At 70.1% G+C, this 17,698-nt stretch carries 16 protein-coding genes and 1 pseudogene; 9 read left to right on the top strand and 8 right to left on the bottom strand.

Translation table 11 applies throughout. The features are described from left to right. The first annotated feature begins 24 nt into the window (after positions 1-24). Positions 25-240, top strand: a pseudogene (locus AWX74_RS00760) (flavodoxin). Positions 241-253: 13 nt separating this feature from the next. Here the strand turns inward: AWX74_RS00760 and AWX74_RS00755 are convergent. The 3 genes from AWX74_RS00755 to AWX74_RS00745 all read right to left on the bottom strand — a co-directional run bounded on the left by AWX74_RS00755 (position 254) and on the right by AWX74_RS00745 (position 1,556). Then, complete coding sequence (locus AWX74_RS00755) at positions 254-472, bottom strand: type II toxin-antitoxin system HicA family toxin (RefSeq protein WP_091270500.1); 219 nt, start codon at positions 470-472, stop codon at positions 254-256. Then, complete coding sequence (locus AWX74_RS00750) at positions 472-690, bottom strand: type II toxin-antitoxin system HicB family antitoxin (protein WP_091270497.1); 219 nt, start codon at positions 688-690, stop codon at positions 472-474. The genes AWX74_RS00755 and AWX74_RS00750 overlap by 1 nt, the downstream gene beginning before the upstream one ends. 218 nt (positions 691-908) lie before the next feature. Then, entirely contained in the window at positions 909-1,556 is a 648-nt protein-coding gene (locus AWX74_RS00745; RefSeq protein ID WP_165615417.1) for a TetR/AcrR family transcriptional regulator, read from the bottom strand. A gap of 256 nt (positions 1,557-1,812) precedes the next feature. Between AWX74_RS00745 and AWX74_RS00740 the strand changes: the two genes are divergently transcribed. The 3 genes from AWX74_RS00740 (at position 1,813) to AWX74_RS00730 (ending at position 5,406) form a co-directional block, all read left to right on the top strand. Continuing rightward, complete coding sequence (locus AWX74_RS00740) at positions 1,813-3,039, top strand: amidohydrolase family protein (RefSeq protein ID WP_091270492.1); 1,227 nt, start codon at positions 1,813-1,815, stop codon at positions 3,037-3,039. Between the two features lie 135 nt (positions 3,040-3,174). Further along, positions 3,175-4,167: a phosphotransferase family protein gene (locus AWX74_RS00735; protein ID WP_165615416.1), complete on the top strand. Its 993-nt coding sequence runs from the start codon at positions 3,175-3,177 to the stop codon at positions 4,165-4,167. 87 nt (positions 4,168-4,254) lie between these two features. Beyond that, positions 4,255-5,406, top strand: a complete 1,152-nt coding sequence (locus AWX74_RS00730; protein WP_091270488.1) for an Rv3169 family protein — start codon at positions 4,255-4,257, stop codon at positions 5,404-5,406. Here AWX74_RS00730 and AWX74_RS00725 read toward each other — a convergent pair. Continuing rightward, positions 5,391-5,636, bottom strand: a complete 246-nt coding sequence (locus tag AWX74_RS00725) for a hypothetical protein (RefSeq protein WP_131799376.1) — start codon at positions 5,634-5,636, stop codon at positions 5,391-5,393. The genes AWX74_RS00730 and AWX74_RS00725 overlap by 16 nt on opposite strands. A gap of 89 nt (positions 5,637-5,725) precedes the next feature. Continuing rightward, entirely contained in the window at positions 5,726-6,253 is a 528-nt protein-coding gene (locus AWX74_RS00720; RefSeq protein ID WP_091270484.1) for a hypothetical protein, read from the bottom strand. Positions 6,254-6,371: 118 nt separating this feature from the next. On the opposite strand from AWX74_RS00720, the gene AWX74_RS00715 reads away from it, so the two are divergent. After that, entirely contained in the window at positions 6,372-6,917 is a 546-nt protein-coding gene (locus tag AWX74_RS00715; RefSeq protein ID WP_091270481.1) for a MarR family winged helix-turn-helix transcriptional regulator, read from the top strand. A gap of 168 nt (positions 6,918-7,085) precedes the next feature. On the opposite strand, the gene AWX74_RS00705 is transcribed toward AWX74_RS00715, so the two are convergent. Beyond that, complete coding sequence (locus tag AWX74_RS00705) at positions 7,086-7,634, bottom strand: SRPBCC family protein (RefSeq protein ID WP_226930733.1); 549 nt, start codon at positions 7,632-7,634, stop codon at positions 7,086-7,088. Positions 7,635-8,003: 369 nt separating this feature from the next. Here AWX74_RS00705 and AWX74_RS00700 point away from each other — a divergent pair, with 369 nt between their 5' ends. The 4 genes from AWX74_RS00700 to AWX74_RS00685 all read left to right on the top strand — a co-directional run bounded on the left by AWX74_RS00700 (position 8,004) and on the right by AWX74_RS00685 (position 13,939). Continuing rightward, positions 8,004-10,232: a hypothetical protein gene (locus tag AWX74_RS00700; RefSeq protein ID WP_091270479.1), complete on the top strand. Its 2,229-nt coding sequence runs from the start codon at positions 8,004-8,006 to the stop codon at positions 10,230-10,232. Then, positions 10,229-11,710: a hypothetical protein gene (locus tag AWX74_RS39790; RefSeq protein WP_091270477.1), complete on the top strand. Its 1,482-nt coding sequence runs from the start codon at positions 10,229-10,231 to the stop codon at positions 11,708-11,710. Before AWX74_RS00700 ends, AWX74_RS39790 begins: the two co-directional genes overlap by 4 nt. A gap of 299 nt (positions 11,711-12,009) precedes the next feature. Continuing rightward, positions 12,010-12,543, top strand: a complete 534-nt coding sequence (locus tag AWX74_RS00690) for an NADPH-dependent FMN reductase (RefSeq protein WP_091270474.1) — start codon at positions 12,010-12,012, stop codon at positions 12,541-12,543. A 400-nt stretch (positions 12,544-12,943) separates the two neighbouring features. Next, positions 12,944-13,939 carry an aldo/keto reductase gene (locus AWX74_RS00685; RefSeq protein WP_091270471.1) on the top strand — a complete coding sequence of 332 codons (996 nt, stop codon included), beginning with the start codon at positions 12,944-12,946 and terminating at the stop codon, positions 13,937-13,939. Positions 13,940-14,088: 149 nt separating this feature from the next. Here AWX74_RS00685 and AWX74_RS00680 read toward each other — a convergent pair whose 3' ends face one another. Together AWX74_RS00680 and AWX74_RS00675 are read right to left on the bottom strand one after the other, a co-directional pair. Then, entirely contained in the window at positions 14,089-15,441 is a 1,353-nt protein-coding gene (locus tag AWX74_RS00680) for an APC family permease (RefSeq protein WP_207550229.1), read from the bottom strand. A gap of 282 nt (positions 15,442-15,723) precedes the next feature. Further along, on the bottom strand, positions 15,724-17,040 hold the full coding sequence (locus AWX74_RS00675) for a hypothetical protein (RefSeq protein ID WP_091270469.1): 1,317 nt from the start codon (positions 17,038-17,040) through the stop codon (positions 15,724-15,726). Positions 17,041-17,698 lie beyond the last annotated feature (658 nt).

Below are 17,698 nucleotides of genomic sequence, written 5' to 3'. Positions count from 1 at the left end.
TTCTTCGACCAGATCTATTATCCCGTGCTTGAGACGACGGTGGGTCGTCCGTACGCGCTCTACGTCCATGGCAACAGCGACACCACCGGTGCGGTCCGCGGCGTCGAGACCATCACCACGGGGCTGAAGTGAAAGCGCCTGCGCGAGCCGCTGTCGATCGTCGGCGAGGTGGATGCCGCGGCCCGCGAGGCCTGCTGGGAACTCGGCGCGACGGTCGCGGCCAGCCTGATACCCGCATGACCTGAAAAGGCTGTTACGGGGCGAGTTCGTCAATCGTCAGACCGACGTCATGGAGGATGCCGCGCAGTGTGCCTTTCGCGAGGTCCCGCGTACCGTGCATCGGGACCGTCGTGCCACGCCCGTCCGGGTGCCGCATGATGTGATGGCTGCCGTTGACCCTCGCCACCTTGAAACCCTGACGCTCCAGCGCCTGGACCACCCGAATGCCTCGGACGGAGGGCACTGGGGGCATCAGGCCGCCACGGTGACGGACAACTCCCGGGGAACCCCGAACTCCTCGATCAGGCCGACGAGCGCCTCGCGCAGATCGTCCAGTGCGTCCTGCTCGGTGGCACCCTCGCCATGGGCACCTACTCCTGGACGTAGCTGCGCATGTGCGCACCAGACGCCGTCCTCGTCGCACTCGACAGTGATCGGAACCGTGACCGTAGTGGTGCGTGGCGCCGCCATGTACCCACGGTATCCCGACGAGGCCCTGAGCGCGGATCGCTCGCTTGCCGTGATCGTGGGCCGGCCGGGCCGCGGCCCGGCCGCCTCCTCGCCGCGGGCAGGATGTCGCGGCTGGCCGACAGGAAGATCGTGTCCGGTCCTCCGATGGGGAGCCGTAGTGACTCCGTGTCATGACGACGCCGTGACCACGGTTCGGCGCATTTCTGCGGCTGCGTCTACTATCCGATCTTGGAAGCTACCGTCGGCTCTGAGGCCCGGCCTTGTGCCGCCGACTGTGGGGCCAGCTTCGGTCCGAACCAGCGGCGCAGGAAGTCGCGCAGCTCAGGGCCAGAGCGCGGGTTGTCCGGCGGCGCGACGATCAGCGAGACGATCATGCGGTGCATGATCTCCACCAGCTCGCCCAGCTGGTGCTCGGCATAGCCGATGGCGGCCCAGTCGAGGTCCCGGCGCAGAAGCGACACGTTGCGGGCGACGGCCGACGTCGACACGGCGTCGCGCTCGAACCGTTGCGTGCGGCCAGTTGCCAGCAGGACGGCGAGGTGGGGCGATCTCGGCAGTTGCTCGACGACATACGCCACCACCTCGACGACGTACTCGGCCGGTTCCCTGATGTTGGCGAACCGGCTTTGCAGTTCGCCCTTGAAGGCTCGGTGGGCCCGCTCGGTCACAGCGGACAGGAGGTCGTCGCGGCCGGGGAAGTACCGGTAGATCGTCGGTCGGGCCACGCCGAGCTCGGCGGCGACGTCGGACAGGTTGGTGTGTGAGGCCCCATCCCGGTCCAGGCATCGGACGGCGGCGTCGAGGATCCTCTCGCGGGCCTCGTGCTCGCTCGTGGGCGGGGAGCCACCCCAACCGTGTCGTCGCATCACGTCCCTTGACCGCGACGTCTCTTGACCGCGCCGCATCCATCCAACATCCTACGAGTGCCATTGCGATACATAATTCTGGATCATGTAGCGTATGGCGCTGGTCGAGTCGTCACGGAGAGCGCGTGACCTTTGGCGCTGGCGGCGTCGGACTACTGGCGGTCGCCGGCGACAGGCACGCCTCGCCGGTGCCGACGGCGCGTGTGGCCGGGCCTCGGGCGGGCCGCCACGGCACGGAAACGGAGGGCCGCAGGACATGGCGAGCGCTACCACGGACATCGCCAAGCCAGACATCTTTGACACCGACAACCACTACTGGGAGCCCAGCGATGCCTTCACCCGGCATCGGAGCCCGAAGTTCGCCGACCGCGGCGTGGTGGTGCGGGAGGTCGACGGCCGGATGCGCTACTTCGTCCACGACGAGCCGCACCCCTGGATCCCCGGCCCTGGCGACGTCAACCCGCGCCCCAGACCCGGCGCGCTGTACGACTACTTCGCCGGCCGCGCCCCCAAGTCCGACCTCGCCCACATGCTGACGTGCGAGAACCCGGCCGACCATCCGGAGTGGTACAACTGCGACGCCCGTCTGAAGGTCATGGACGAGCAGGGCCTCGAGGCGATGTGGCTGTTCCCGTCCCAGGGCGTGTGCATGGAAGGTCCCATGCAGCCCGACATCGAGGCATCGATCGACATCTTCCGCGCTTTCAACCGCTGGCTGGACGACGACTGGGGCTTCGCCTACCAGAACCGGATCTTCGGGGTGCCCTACCTGACCCTGTCGGACCTCGACAGCGCGGTGCGGGAACTGGAATGGGTGATCAGCCGCGGCGCCCGGATCGTGACAATCCGATCCGGGCCGGTGTTCACTCCCGAGGGCATGAAGTCGCCCGCCGACCCGATGTTCGACCCGTTCTGGGCCCGAGTCGCCGAGGCCGGCCTCGTCATGACCGCGCATGCAGGCTTCGACGAGGGCTATCGGGAACTCGAGGACGCTCTCGCGCACACCTGGGGCTATTCCAGCCGTCGCCGCCAGGGCACGGTGTCGTCGCTGTCGTTCTACGAGCCGTTCGTCGACGCGCTCATGCACGACCGGCGCATCCACGACTTCGTCTTCGCGCTGATCGCGCACGGCCTGTTCGAACGACACCCGGGGGTGCGCTTCGCGTCCATCGAGAACGGCGGCGTCTGGGTGCCGTCCCTGCTGCACGTACTGCAGCGGCTGCACGGCCAGAACCCGGGGATGTTCACGAAAAGCCCGGTCGACCAGTTCCACGACAACGTCTGGGTCTCGCCGTTTGTCGAGGAGAGCGTCGCCGAACTCGCGAGATCCGTTCCCGTCGAGCGGATCCTGTTCGGCTCGGACTGGCCGCACGCCGAGGGCGTCGCCAAACCGCGGGACTTTCTGGCGAACGTGGCCGACTTCTCGCTCGAGGACCAGCGGAAGATCATGGCCGAGAACGCGCGGGAGTTGACCTTCGGGTAGTCGCCGGCAGGACCAGGGACCAGGGACCAGGCCCACGGCCCGGGACGCCCAAGGGCCGGGACGCCGGGATTGATGGTGGACAGACCAGTCGCGGAGTCATTCATCACCGCGAGCTATCACCAGAGGAGAACGCTGTTGCCGCGTGACCTGACGGCCATTTGTGCGGTACTGACCGAGTACTTACCTGACGGCGACCGCATCACGGGCGTGCGCGCCCTCACGGCGGGCAACTCCAACGAGACATATCTGGTGGAAGGGCTCGACCTCGTCCTGCGCCTGCCGCCGTCGGAGGCCCCGCTGCTGGAGCGCAACCGGGTGCACGATGTTGTAGGGCAGTACCGAATCTTCGAAGAGATGGCGGCCAGGCACGAGAAGCTGCCGGTGCCCGCTGTTGTACGGCTGGAAGCTGACCCGGCCGTGCTCGGTGACCAGTTCTTCCTGATGGAACGGGTGCCGGGTGAGCCGTGGTCGGAGTTCTCTGCGCCGGCCTGGACCGCGTCCGCGGCCGAGTCGGTGCGTGCCGCGGTCTGTGAGCAGCTGGTTGATGCCTACGCTGAGTTGCACCGCGAACCACTCGACGCCCTGGGTCCGGCCTATTCCACCCGGGAGGAGGTCGAGCGGTGGTACGCCCCCGTCGTCGAGCTCGCGGGCTCGGACCTGCGGGAGGCCTTTGAGCTGCTGATCGCGTCCGCCCCTGTTGATGCCGCTCCGGCCGCATGCCACGGCGACTCGAAGCTGGCCAACACTCTCTGGCACGAGGGCCGGCTCACGGCCCTGCTCGACGTCGAGATGGCGTTCAACGGCGACCCCCGTTGGGATGTCGCGAACCTCGCGGGAATGTTCGGTCAGCCGGGTTCCCGAGGTATGCCGGGAATGGACGCCCCGGGCTTCTGGTCGGGTCAGCGCCTCGTCAGCGAGTGGTCGGCGCGGACGGGGCGCGCCGCCGGCGATCTGGAGTGGTTCCAGGCGGCCGCGCGGGCGCGTTACGCGGCCATCGTCACCTACGGCGCGTGGCTGTTCGAGCAGGGCCAGTCGACGGACGCGAGGTTCGGCGAGTACGCGGCGGTGCTACCCCGCATGACCACGGCCGCGCTGAACCTGGTGCGGCGGCACTGTGCTGCCGGCTGAGTAGTGGGCTGACCCGCGGGATCAGCCCGCGGAAGGCGCCCCAGGCGGCAGGTACCCCAGACGGAAGACAAGGAAGGGCCGTGCAACGTGTCCATTGACGACATCGGGAAGCTGACACCCGCGGACGAGTTCCTCGACCACCAGATCGCCGACACCTTCGCCACGGTGGTGGAGTCGGACTTCGGCTGGACCCAGAAGATCTGGGGTGCGTTCGCCCGCAAGGACGGCAGCATCTCTGTGGCGTTCGGCGTCGGAAAATACCACAACCGGAACGTGTTCGACGGCTTCGCCGGCGTCTCCCGGGGTCGTGAGCAGTGGACCGTCCGGGCCAGCCGGCGGCTCGACCTCGGGTTGCAGGATCTGGGCGTTGGCCCGATCCGCTACGAGGTCGTGGACCCGCTGAAGGCGGTGCGGTTCCGGCTCGATGCCAACGACACCCAGCCGATCTCCTTCGACATCCTGTTCGAGGGCGAACTGTCCCCGTTCTTCGAGAAGCGCAGCCTGCTGCGCTCGGGGAACCGGATCGCCCAGAACGTGGTCCGCTACCACCAGTGCGGGCGGCTCTCTGGCTGGGTCGAAGTGGACGGCGAAAGGCACATTGTGGACGACGGCTGGTTCGGCGCCCGGGACCACAGCTGGGGCATGCGGGGCAGCGCCGTCGGCGCGCCGCCGCCCGATCTTCAGCCCTCGCTCAACCGGACCAGGACGATGCGCACCCTCTGGGGGCCGGCCCTGCTGCTCCGCCCTGATGGCTCGAAGTACGAGCTGATGCACTTCCTTTACCAGACCGACCACTGGCAGTACATGTCCGCGCATCTCAACGAGGAAGACGGCAAGGGCGACGTACGGCAGACCGAGCTGCGCGACCTGCACGTCGACATCACCTTCGAGTCGACCACTCGGCGCTTCGAGGGGGCGACCTACACCTTCACGATGCCCGACGGTGCGAAGAAGGCGGTGGAGGTTCGGCCGCTCGGCCCAGCCGGGTTCTACCTGCGCACCGGCCAGTACGGCAGATGGAAGGACGGCCACCAGGCCGCGTGGCGCGGCGATTACCACACCGACGGCGAGTACCTGCCCGACGTGCTCGCCGAACTGCCCCGGCTCGGCCAGTTCCGCGACCTCCCGGTCGAGGTCCGTGACGGGGACGCCGTCGGCTACGGCATCCAGGAGTCCATCTACCTCGGCGTCTTCCCCGAACTAGGTCTGGACAAGTCGTCCAACTACCCGATCCACTGATCTTCTCCTCCGCCGGCGAGGGCCAGCCCGCCGCCGGCGGCGAGAACGGGCGCCCTGATGCCCAGGCCGTGCCTCTGGCCGGTAGCCAGCTCGATCGCGACGGTGCTGACACCGTCAGCCTCGACGCCGTAGGCGAAGCCGCCCGCCGTTGTCTGCGCCGCGAAGACCGGGCTGGTCTGTGCCACCCAGAGCACGGCGCCATCAGCCAGGCGAACCCCCTGTACCGGCACGATCTCCACGGAGATCGCCGCGATGTCGGAGCCGACACCGCTCGGCTCGGTGCCGATGAACCGCGGCAGCGTGGCGATGATCGGGAGCTTCAGCGGGCGGCGGCGTGAAGGTGCTGGGTCATGAGCTCGCGAGCCAGGCCGACCATCCAGAGCATGGTCAGGACGATCACCGTCGGATTCTTCACAGCCACCAGGATCGCCTGGATGAGCTCACGGCGATCAACTGGCTCGACCCACAGGGTGATCGCGGCGTTCGGGATGACATCGAAGATCACGAAAGCGGCGGCGAGCAGCAGGGCGGGCGTGACCAGCACCCTCCAGCGGGCGCCCGCCGCCGACCCGAACAGGTCAAGGCGCGCGCGGGGTGTCAGCGGGGCCAGCTCGGGCTCCCGGGCAAGCGCGCGCAGGGCGACGGCGATCACGGCGATACGGGTCAGGCCGGTGAGGGCCTCGCCAGCCGGGCCGATCGCCGCGGGCAGTTCGTCGCCGTACCGGATCGACCCGAAGCGCTGCAGCGAGGCGGCGGCCGCGAGGGCGAGCAGCAGTGCCGCGTCGTCGCGGTAACAGCGTGCGGCCCAACGCAGCGCGCGACCACTCACCGTGAGTCCCGTTGCCATCCCAGCTCCCATTCTTTCATCCCCGTGAACTTTTCACGATCATGAACTATTTTAGGGTGCGTGCGCAAGGGTGGCCCGCGGAGGTCATGCTGGAGGCGTGCCGGAGGAGTCGAGGGCCGTGACGGACGGCGACACACTGGGATGGGAGCTGAGCACCGCGGTGGTGCTCTTCCACGAGGCGATCGCTCGCAGACTCGGGCTGGGCGCGGCGGAGCACAAGGCGCTCGGCGTGATCGTGCGGACCGGGCCCATGCCCGTCGGTGCGCTCGCGCCCGCCCTCGGCGTCGGGGCGAGCGCGGTGACCGGAATCGTGGACCGTCTCGAACGCGCCGGCTACGTCCAGCGGACTCCGGACCCGGCGGACCGCCGGCGCGTGCTGGTCCGCGCGGACTCGCAGCGGGCACCCGACCTGACCGGCATTTTCGCGGAGCTCGGCCGCGAGATGGGCGCGTTCATGACCCGGTATGACGAGCATCAGACAGCCGCGATCGTCGACTATCTGCGCAACACGATCCAGGTCCTCAGGGCTCAGACCGCGCGGCTCGTCCAGGAGGAGTCCGAGGCCCTCGACGCCGCCGCGTCGGCGACGACGCCGGGATCGGCGACGACGCCCGGATCGCCCGGATCGCCCACGTCAGACGTGGCGCCGGGCGATGTGATCTAGGCGGACGGGCGTGATCCGTGGGGTCGAGGCCATCGCCACCGGTCTGCGGTGGAAGCGTCTGCGAGATCCACTGTCGATCACCGGAGAGTGGACGCCGCGGGCCGTGAGGCGTGCTGGGAGCTCGGGGCCAGGGTCGCGGCGAGTCTGATGCCCGCGTGATCTCGGGGGTCAACGGTCCAGAGCGGTGGCGGCGGACTGTTCGAGTACCTCCTTCATCTCCCTGATGCCGTGGCCGGTGCGGGCCTCGATCAGGCTCGCCAGGCTTTCGGGGAGGAGGTCCGTGGTCCATCGAAGTCTGCTGTGCCCATCGCCGTCGGGCAGGACCTGGAAGGACGCCTGATGGTGGCACAGCGGCGGACGAGCTCCTTCGATGACCGCGTAGACGAGCCGGCGTGCTCTGTCGTCAACGGTGACGATGAGCTCCCGCACCAGGTGTCCGTCCGGCATGGTCAGCGTTCTCACGTCCCCGTCGAGGTGGACGTCCAGCACCCGTCCCGGCAGCAGTCGCCGATGCACAGCTCCCACGTCGCGCAGGACGTCCCACACCTCCCGCGGAGGCAGGGCGACAGCGACTTCGTGCTGGATCGTGGCGATGGTCGACTCCTTTGGTCGGGGTGTGGCTGAACGAGTTTCATCACAACTTGTTGACCTCTGACCCGCGGTTGGCGAGAAGGCGGCCGCCGGAACACGGCCTGATGCCCGCGTGATCCGGAACAACCCGTTGCGGGGCGGTTCGTCGGTCGTCAGGCCGTACCGGACGGCCCCCGAGTACTTCGCGTGGTAGCCGGCGAAGGTCGCCTTCCGGGTCAGTCATTGCGGCACGGTCCATCTGGGCAGGTTCGTGCAACGCGGTCGTGCCGCGTCACCGCCGGCCGGGCCGTCAACCGTCAGCGGCCAGGCGCGACTCGCTGACATTGGTCGGTATACCGACAATGCTGGGGTCGCCGACTTTTTCCAGCGGTATCGTCGGTGCCCGGCCGGCATTTTGAGGCCGACATCGCGGCGGTGTCACGGGACTTTCTTTCGGCCTGCCTTCGTGTGTTTCCGGCGGGCGGGCGCGTACAACGGGGAATGAGGAAAACGGGCATGGGCGTCATTGAGGCCGAGTTCACAAGAAACCAGTTTTCCGCGCTTGCCCAGTGCCTGATGCTGATCGAGGGGTTGCCGACCGGCTCGCTCGCGGTGCTCGGTCATGACCGGCTGATCGCCCGGCTCGACTGGGGCCTGCCGACCATCGTCTCGTCCGCGCCGGGCGTGCCGGCGCGTTTCGGCGTCCTCCTCCTGACGGCGGACGTGACCATCAGCCATGTGTCGATCGCCGAGCTGGATGCCGACCCCGCCGCCATGACGAAGACCACCGGGACGGCCACCCTCACCGTGACTGCCGTCCCCGGCGAAGGTGCGCTGCAGCACCTGCGGATCGACCTCGTCGCGCTCGCGATTCCCGGCCGGCCGCCGTCGGAGCCGGCCTTCTCGCTGGGCATCGCGCGCCGCGACTTCCCGGTGCCCGCCGGCGTCAAGGTGGTCGGCGCCGCGGTGCTCGCCAGCGACCAGGCCGTGACCATCCGGTTCGTGACCGGCGATCCCGGCGAGCTCACCGCGCCGACAGCCGACCGCGTGGTAGCGCTCGACGGGGCCGAATGGTGCATCCGTATCTCTGGCGAGGTGTTCCGGGAACAGCTGCTCACCGCGCTGAAGACCGCGATCGCGGACTTCGGTGCGGGAATGGCCGTCGAGGAGCAGCCGGTAGCCACCTGGCAGCCCCTCGGCCCCTTCGGGACCGGCGACTGGGGCGTAGTCGGCGGATTCGGTGTCAAGAAGCTCAAGGCCTGTTCCGGCCCGTTCGGTGATGTCGACCTCTCGGTCGACGTCACCGCGCGGCTGGCGCTGGTTCCCGATATCGAGGCGAAGAGCCTGACCACGCGGCTCGTGATAGCCGCGAACGCGTCGGACTGGGACTCGTTTCGATGCTGGGCGGCCAAGGGCGGCCCGCTCACCCTCCTGCTGGCGGTGGTCAACCCTGTCCCCGCGATAGCGTTCGCCGCACTGAGCCTGAGCCTCGTCGGCTCGATGATCGCCGACGGGGTGCGCAACCAGGTGACGGGTGGCGACTCACGCGGCGACCTGCGGGAGGTCGCGAGCGACGACTCTTCGGCGACCTATGAGGGAACCCAGGGCCTGCCCGCCCCGCTGCCGACCGCCCTCATCGAGGCCGCGTCGGCCGGGCCTGACGGCCTCGTCGTCTCGGGAAAGCTGGGCGTCCCGTTCGGCATCAACCACCGGGCGACCTTCGCCCCGGCGGCCGAACCGTTGGGACAGCTGCAGGGCGACTGGGTCGGCGGCGTCACCTGCGAACACGGCGGAGGCTGGAAACAGACGTTCGAGGTTCCCAACGTCCGGGTCACCGACGACGCGATGGCCCTGGCCACCTTGGTCATGCACGTCCCGGTTGCGGTGTTCCGCTCCAGCACGGTCCTGCCCGCAGAGGGCTGGGAGCTCCAGTTCGACGGGTGGAGCGCGCGGCCCGAACAACGCATCGCCATCGTGGGGAATCCAGCGGCTGCCGGGTCCGTCGGACGGGCGTTCCTGCACACCTCGGCGGGCATCCGCCGCTACGACCTGACGGGCTACCTGCGCTCGCCGTCCGGCAAACCGATAGGGACCGGACCGGTCCCCGCTCCGCCTCCCGCCCCGGACCCTGTCCGAGTCAAGATCCTGGCCGTCGACCAGTGTCGCCGGTTCGGCCGGGACTGGCGCGACCCGCGGATCAGGATCGGCTGGCTCGTCGACCCGCCTCCGTTCACCTACGGCGTGGACGCTCTGCGGCACTGGCAGCTGGCCGTGAGCGAGATCCCCGGGGGCGCGACCGTCACCGTCACCGGCCACCGCGACGGTGCGGACGACCGCAGGCTGGCGGCGCTCTCACCCGCGGACGGCACTGCCGTGGCGATAGAACTCGTCACGGATGCCGCCACCGAGCTCACGCTCGAGCATGACCTGCCGGCCGCCCCGGACGGGGCCCGGCTGATCCAGCGCTGGCTGCTGCCGACCCAGGTCGTCGCGCTGCCCGCGCCCGCGGCGAGCCTGTTCCGCATCGAGGACGGGGTCGGTGTGCGCACCGTCGACGGCGGCCTGACCGTCTGGTCGCCGACGGGTGAGGTCCGTGAGGTGGCGGGAGCCGGCCCGCGTGAGGCGCCCGCGGGCGCCGAGCCCCCGCCGTTCAGCGTGACGCTCCGCGACGGCCGGGTGGCCGCGATCCATGACGACCGACTCGTCGTCGCGATCCCCTTCGGGAACGGGAGCCGGACGGCATGAGGCTGGCACTGCGCTCGAACGGCCGCCTGACGGCCGTCCTGACCGACGGGACCGGCCAGCGGTACGCGGTCGTCGAGACGAGCCACCACGGCGTCAGCGTGGCAGTGACCGACGGCTCCGGCTGGTCACAGACCGAGGTCGAGCTGGCTCCGGGCCGCTGGGGCGCGCCGGCGGCGACGCTCGTGACCGTCGCCCGTGCGGTCGGCCCGCATGACACGGAGACGAGCTGGACCCGTCGAAGCGGCGAACGGGTGACGGGCCGTGGCACGGCGACGTTCGGCCCGGACGGGACGGCGAGCTGGACGGCCGAGACGGGCGGCTGGGCCGTGGCCGGCAGAACCGCTCCTGGAGCCTTCCCCGACCTCGCCGTCACCATGGGCGACGCCCGTCCGACGGTCACGACCACGGGTCCGGTCCGCCAGCCCGACGGCAGCGTCCGAACCAGTACCACCGTCGTCTCGCCGAACGGTGTGAAGGGCACGAAGGAGCGGACCGAGCGCCCGGACGGTTCGGTCAGCGAGTCCCGTGAGCAGCGCGATGCCCAGGGGAACCTGGTAGTCCGCCAGGACACGGACACGAAGACCTACGTCGACAGTGACGGGCACACCGTCGACAGGACGACGAAGACGGTCACCACGCCGTCCCCGGGTGGCGGAACGGACACGGCTACCGAGACGACCTGGAAGGACCGCGACTCGGGAACCACGACGACGGTCCGCACCGACGTCCACCGCGACGTGAACGGAAACGTCACATCGGAGCAGAAAAGCTCCTACTCGACCGACGGGAAGAACGAGAGCGAAACGAAGGTCACCCAGGACGAAACCACCGGCGAGACAACCATCGAGACCACCTCGAAAGGCGAGGACGGCACCGTTTACCGGCATACGACCGTTCTCGACCGGAACGGCGAGGCGATCAGCGACAGCTCCACCGCTGGCGCCGGTGGGGGAGACAACGCCGGTGGTGGCGGAAACGGTGGCGGCGGCGGTGGCGACGATGGTGAGGGAGACGGAGGCGGCGGGGACGACGGAGGCGGCGGGGACGACGGTGGTGGGGACGGCGGTGGTGGGGACGGCGGCGGTGGGGATGACGGTGGCATGCCGCCGGACGATGCGAGTGAGTCGCCGCGGCGCCCGCACGGCCTCGCCGGCTCGCTGCTGGACCGCTACGGCAACGCCGGCGAGGGCGAGGGCGAGGATCGGCCGTCGGCCCGTGACTTCGTCGCCCGCGGCATCGCCGACACCGCGCGAAGCCTTCTGACGAGTGGGTTCGGCAACGGCGAGGGCGACGGCCCCGGTTCGGTGACGGTCGACCTCACGACCGCGCACGCGCACACCGCCGTCGACGATTGGGGCGATCAGAACGACCCACGGATCCTCGTCGCGATGGTCGCGGGCCTCGCGTCGACGGCCCAGGCCCTGCTCGCCACCGCGGCCCGCGCCCAAGCTCTGACCGTTCCCACCCTGCGTTCCTAGTCTCCTGAGCCGCCTGGTCTCCTGAGTCGCTGGTTCCTGGTAGCCGACGGATCGGCCAGTACGGCGATCACGGAAAGCGGTCGCGTTCCGAGCCCTGTCCGCGGCCGGTGAACCGCGGGAGAACCTCGGGCGCAGGGACACCAGCGGCGCCTGAGGCCGGAACGAGGCGCGGGGGGCGTGTCGCCGGCGGACAGGGCAGGATCGATGCCATCCGGTGTAACCGGCTCGGTGCGAGTGTTGGCCGTACGGAAGCGTGTTGTCCCAAGCGGCACGAAGGGGCGTGGCGGGTGGGCGTTCAGATGAGGATCCTGCTCGTTTCCGGTAGCACGCGTAGCGGCTCGACGAATACGGCCGCGTTGCGAACCGCCCAGGCCGTCGCCCCCGACGGCGTCATCGCCGACCTCTACCGGGGACTGGCGCAGTTGCCGGCATTCGTTCCCGGCGACCAGGAGCCGGTTCACCCCGCGGTGGCGAAACTGAGGCAGCACCTCGACGCGGTGGACGCGGTGCTGTTCTGCACGCCGGAATATGCGGGGTCGTTGCCGGGCAGCCTGAAGAACCTGCTCGACTGGACGGTTGGGGGCGGTGAGCTGTACGGCAAGCCGGTTGCCTGGGTCAATGTGGCTACCGAGGGCCGAGGGGGTGGTGCGGACGCGGCGCTGGCCACGGTGCTGGGTTACGTCGGCGCGGTCGTCGCAGTGCCCAGCCCGGTGCGCATCGTGGTGGGGCGGGATGTGGTGGGGCCGGATGGGCTCGTCGGCGACGAACGGGTGCGGGGCGCCCTGCGTGAAGTGCTTGAGCTTGTCGCCCGACAGGCCGCCGCGCCCGCCTGATCGCCGGTGCTGGGCGGCCTGGATGGACCGGCCCCGACCTGCCCCATGGGCGCCGCCCGGCCGGCGAAACAGCCGCGCCAGTACTCCCGCAACCCCGCGTCCTCCCACGCGGCCAGGCTGGGGGTGGTGCGAAACAGGTGATGGCGTGCACGGGCTCGAACAGCCGCCACATGGTCTGAGCCACGCTCGTCCTGACCATGGCCCAACTCAATTCCTCCGGAGCGGCAGGGTCAAGCCGCGTACCGCTGCGGGAAATGCCTTCCTGACGTGGCCACCGATGCTGACGGCCGTGCTGGGCTTGACCTGGGGCCCACGTGGAGGTGGAGACTGGAAAGGCCAGCGCGGCGCCCGTCTGAGCCTGGCGCCGAGCGATCCCTCATCGGAGAGGACTTCGCCCAGGATGCAGTTCACTCATCTCGGCCGTTCCGGACTGTCTGTCTCGCGCCTGTGTCTCGGCACGATGAACTTCGGTCCGCTTACCGACGAGGCCGATGCTCACAAGATCATGGATTCGGCGCACGAGTACGGCATCAACTTCTTCGACACGGCCAACGTCTATGGCCTGCGCTCGGCCGGCGTGTCAGGTCAGGGCGAGGGCCCGGGCCACACCGAGTCGATCATTGGCCGCTGGTTCGCGCAGGGCGGTGGGCGCCGGGAGCGCACGGTGCTGGCCACCAAGGTCTACGGCCCCATGGGGGAGTGGCCCAACGAGGGCAAGCTGTCGGCGCTCAACATCCGCCGCGCCCTGGACGCGAGCCTGGCCCGCCTGCAGACCGACCACATCGACCTCTACCAGTTCCACCACGTGGACCGCGGCACCCCGTGGGACGAGATCTGGCAGGCCGTCGACGTCGCCGTCGCGGCCGGCAAGATTCTCTACGTCGGCAGCAGCAACTTCGCGGGCTGGCACATTGCCCAGGCGCAGAGCGCGGCGGCCCGGCGCGGGACGTTCGGCCTGGTCAGTGAGCAGCCGATCTACAACCTGCTCACCCGTGAGGTCGAGTTGGAGGTGCTGCCCGCGGCACAGCACTACGGCGTGGGCATCCTCCCGTGGTCGCCGTTGCAGAGCGGGCTCCTCGGCGGCGTGCTCCGCAAGGAGCGCGAGGGCAGGCGGCGACTGGAAGGCCGGGCCGCGACGGCCCTGGAGGCCAGGCGCCCGCAGATCGAGGCCTACGAGGACTTCGCCGCCGAGCTTGGTCACGAGCCTGGTGACGTCGCGCTCGCCTGGCTGCTCCACCAGCCGGCCGTCACGGCGCCGATCGTCGGCCCGCGCGTCCCGCAGCACCTCGACGACGCCGTCCGGGCACTCGACGTACGCCTGGACGAGAAGGCGCTGGCCCGGCTGGACGAGATTTTCCCGGGCTACCGGACGGCCCCCGAGCATTTCGCCTGGTAGCTGGCGAAGTCCGCCCTCCGAGTTCTGCCATCGCGCAGGGGTCCGGCTCGGCAGGTTCGCGCGGCCCGGTCATGGCGTCTCACCGCCGACCGGGCCGCAGCCCGCCAGTGATCACAGTGATCCGGAACGCGTTTGGAGCCGGCCGCCGATCACAGCGATGGCGGGCGGGCGGCGCACGCGCGGAACCTGTCGTTGACGACTTTCTGGGTGACGACGAGGAGGGCGGCGATCGCGAGCAGGCCCAGGGCACGCAGGTATGCCGTGCCTTCACGGTGGACCAGCGGAGTGGCCAGTACCGCGCAGGACAGCGCGCCGAGTGCCGGGGCCCAGGTGGGAGCACGGTAGGCGCCCGGCACGGCGGGCTCGCGGCGCAGTACCAGCGCGCTGATGTTGACGATGAGGAAGACCAGCAGGAGGAGCAGGACGGTGGTGTCGGCCAGGCCGGCCAGCTGGCCGGTGCAGGCCAGCGCCACCGCCAGGGCCGTCACGAGGCCGATCGCCACCGGCGGGGTGCGCCGGCCGGGCAGCACCCGCGCGAAGACGGCCGGGATCGTGCCCTGGGCGGCCATGCCGTAGACGAGGCGGGATGCCATCACCATGTTGATCAGGGCGGTGTTGGCGACCGCGACCAGCGCGACCGCGGCGAACAGCTTCGGCGGCACCGGCACGTCGGACGCCTTCAGCACCTCCAGCAGCGGGGCGCTCGAACCGGCGAGCACGTCGGGATCGACCAGGGTCGCACTGGTGAAGGCGACGAACAGATAGACGATGCCGGCGATGCACATGCCACCGAACAGCGCTCTCGGCAGGTCCCGGCGCGGCCGTCGGGCCTCCTCGACCAGGTTCACCGAGTTCTCGAAGCCGAGCATCGAGTAGAACGCGAGCGTCGTGCCGGCGAGCAGGGCGAGTGGCGCAGGGCCCTCGGCACGCAGCTCGAAGGCCCGTCCCGGCTCACCGGTTCCGGTGAGCAGCGCGTACACGCCGATCCCGACGATCAGCAACAGCCCGGCCAGCTCGATCACGGTGAGCACGAGGTTCACCCGGGCCGACTCCTCGATCCCACGTGCGTTGAGGACCGCGGTCAGCAGAAGGAACACGACCGCGACGACGACCACCGGGGCTGTCACGAACTCCGTGAGGTATTTGCCCCCGATGGCCCGCGCTGCCGTGGCGGTGGAGGTGATCCCGGCGGCGAGTACGGTGAAGCCGACCATGAAGGTGAGATACGGGCGGCGGAACGCCCGGTCGGCGTAGAGCGCCGCGCCGGCCGCCCGGGGGTGCTTGCCGGCAAGCTCGGCGTAGGACGTCCCGGTCAGCAACGCCAGCGTGAAGGCGATCAGGAACGGTGCCCAGATCATCCCGCCGACGTCGGCGGCGATCTGCCCGGTGAGCGCGTAGATCCCCGATCCGAGGACGTCACCGAGCACCAGGAACACCAGCATCCGTCCGCTCAGGACGCGCGCCAGGGCGGGTTGTTCGGCGTTGGGCGGTCGCCCGGTCACCGCCGTCTCGTCATCGGTAGTCCCGTCTCCGCGAGTCTGGCTGGCCGTCATCCGGCCGACGGCGACCGGTGGCCCGTTCATCCTGCGGCCGCCCCTGATCGGCGGGACGGTCGCAACCCGCCAGGCCGCAGGGAGCACCGGGCCGACTCCCCTGAGCCGGATCCTGACACCGCGCCTGCCGGCCCGCCTGTCGGATGCCGGGGGATTCCGCTCGTCGGTGAGGCGGGGAACCTGCCGGCCGCGCGCTCGCGGACTCGAGCCGGCCCAACGGGGCCGCGTCGCCTACGCGGGTCTGGGCGGTTTGCGGCTGATGCGGTAGTCGAGAACGAGGAAGGGGATCCCGAACAGCGCGAAGGCGTGGTCGGCGCGCAGGTCGCCGTCCCGCCGGTACACGTCGAGCTGTTCGGTGAAGCCGTGGACGGCCAGGGCGGTGAGGGTGCCGTCCGCGGGGTCGCGGTAGGTGAGGTAGTGGCCGGGGTGCGCCAGGTCGCCGCTGCGGCTGGTCAGGGTCAGCCCGCCGTCGGGCCGGGTGCGTGGCAGCAGGGTGGCGGTGAAACTGGCCTGGGGGAGGGGGAAACCGACGCTGACGTAGCCGCGGCCGTCATGCCGGTAGGTGGTGTAGATGCCGACGTAGATGGGTTCGTCGGTGTCGGCGAACGAGCGAATCCAGCCGCGGACCGCCACCACGTCGGAATTGGTGCCGGTGCCGGCATGGGTGATGGTGTCGATGCGGCTGCGGATGCCCCGCTGGGTCTCTCGCTGGTTCATCGGCACGTTCGCCTGGCCCAGTGGGCGGGCCAACAGGTTGCGGTAGAGCAGATAACCGGGGCGAACCCACAGCCGCCACCGTGGCACGATGTCGAGCGAGAAGCGGGTGGTGTGCTCGTAGAACTCCCGGACGAGCGGGTCGACGGCGGCGGGGTCGACGTCCGGGCCGGCCAGATCGTCCATGGATGCCACGATTCCGACGTCGGTCGCGTCCGCGACGTAGCGACCGCCGAGCTCTTCGGCCAGCTCTCGGACGAAGCCGGTTCCGACAACGCGCGAGCGCGACTGCCGGGGCACGACGAAGGGCAGCCTCTCGGCGGGGACCCGTTCGGCCAGCAGGGCGACCTGCGCGTCCCGGAACGCCAACGCCGACACGGTCCGGTATGCGGCCATCGTGATGCCGGCGACGGCGGCAGCCGGCACCGGGCGGTCGCGGGCCGCGAGCACCGCTCCCACGGCAGCGCCGAACGGCGGGCCGAGCAGCACCTTCTGCGGCCGGAGCCCGAGCAGGCCGCCGAGGCTCCCGGTCACCGCGCCGATCGTGACGGGGCCCGCGCCGCTCAGGCGGCCGGCCGCCCACCCGGCGGGTGCGACAAGTGCCGCGCTGGTGGCGATCCGCTGCCACAGTGCGGGAATCTCGCCCGGTCGCTGCCGGGCGCGCGCGACGGCTTCGCCGGCCGCCAGCGCGCCCGCGCCCACCAGTGCGCCCAGAGCGGTGGCCCGCCGGCTCCGATGGGCGGTGAGAGCCGCCCCCGCCACCCCGCCGATGGCAGCCGCGGACAGGACAGCCGTCCCGCGCCGCGCCGGCTTCGTCCCTTTACCGCCTACCACGCGAACAACCTATCCGGATGGGTGTCGATGTACCTCGCTGTCGCCGGTTGGGGTGACAGACAAGCGCGCGGTGTACTCCGGACCGCTGCCACTCTGAGCTCGACGGCTCGGCCGCGCGACGCTCGGGTCTGTTGAGTATGGGGCGTCACGGACGCCCCCCGTGGCTTCCTGCGGTCGCCGACCAGGCCGCCCGGTAGCTGTTCGGCCAGCTGGTGACCCTGGGCCCCGTGTGTGCCGTCGAGCAGGCTGTCGGGAAAACCGTCACGGCCTTTGACCTCCCCGGGCCGCCGGGCCGCCGGGGCGCTGGGTCGATGCGTGCAGGATTGAAGAACTGGCTGTCGCCGCGACCGACGTACTGTTCGGTTCTGACGATTGCCTGCTCGGACGATTGCCTGCTCGAAGAAAGCCGTCAGGGCCGTGTTCCTGGCGGCTGCGTGGCCTGGTGCGGAGGCGAGGTCGTCGAGACCGCCGGGGCCCGAACACGACGGGCACCTGCGTCTCTCATCCGGTCGACATCGCCTGTGGGGCGGGCTGATCCTCGCACGGGAAGAGGCTGGCGACCGCTGGAACCACGCATTGTCCGGGAGCCGACAGCCGCCCGCGTGGCGGCGCGGCCCGGGGTGGTGACCGACGGCGTCGGTGTGATACATGTGACCGC

This window comes from Parafrankia irregularis (assembly GCF_001536285.1).
In the GTDB taxonomy this organism is placed as follows: domain Bacteria; phylum Actinomycetota; class Actinomycetes; order Frankiales; family Frankiaceae; genus Parafrankia; species Parafrankia irregularis.
The sequence above is the reverse complement of the archived record's forward strand: the minus strand, read 5'-3'. Positions and strand labels throughout refer to the sequence as shown.

Bases quoted from the DNA above. Each gene is read 5' to 3' on its own strand.
- AWX74_RS00755 (WP_091270500.1), bottom strand. From the start codon at position 472: ATGCCCCCAGTGCCCTCCGTCCGAGGCATTCGGGTGGTCCAGGCGCTG.
- AWX74_RS00750 (WP_091270497.1), bottom strand. From the start codon at position 690: ATGGCGGCGCCACGCACCACTACGGTCACGGTTCCGATCACTGTCGAG.
- AWX74_RS00745 (WP_165615417.1), bottom strand. From the start codon at position 1,556: ATGCGACGACACGGTTGGGGTGGCTCCCCGCCCACGAGCGAGCACGAG.
- AWX74_RS00740 (WP_091270492.1), top strand. From the start codon at position 1,813: ATGGCGAGCGCTACCACGGACATCGCCAAGCCAGACATCTTTGACACC.
- AWX74_RS00720 (WP_091270484.1), bottom strand. From the start codon at position 6,253: ATGGCAACGGGACTCACGGTGAGTGGTCGCGCGCTGCGTTGGGCCGCA.
- AWX74_RS00700 (WP_091270479.1), top strand. From the start codon at position 8,004: ATGGGCGTCATTGAGGCCGAGTTCACAAGAAACCAGTTTTCCGCGCTT.
- AWX74_RS39790 (WP_091270477.1), top strand. From the start codon at position 10,229: ATGAGGCTGGCACTGCGCTCGAACGGCCGCCTGACGGCCGTCCTGACC.
- AWX74_RS00690 (WP_091270474.1), top strand. From the start codon at position 12,010: ATGAGGATCCTGCTCGTTTCCGGTAGCACGCGTAGCGGCTCGACGAAT.
- AWX74_RS00685 (WP_091270471.1), top strand. From the start codon at position 12,944: ATGCAGTTCACTCATCTCGGCCGTTCCGGACTGTCTGTCTCGCGCCTG.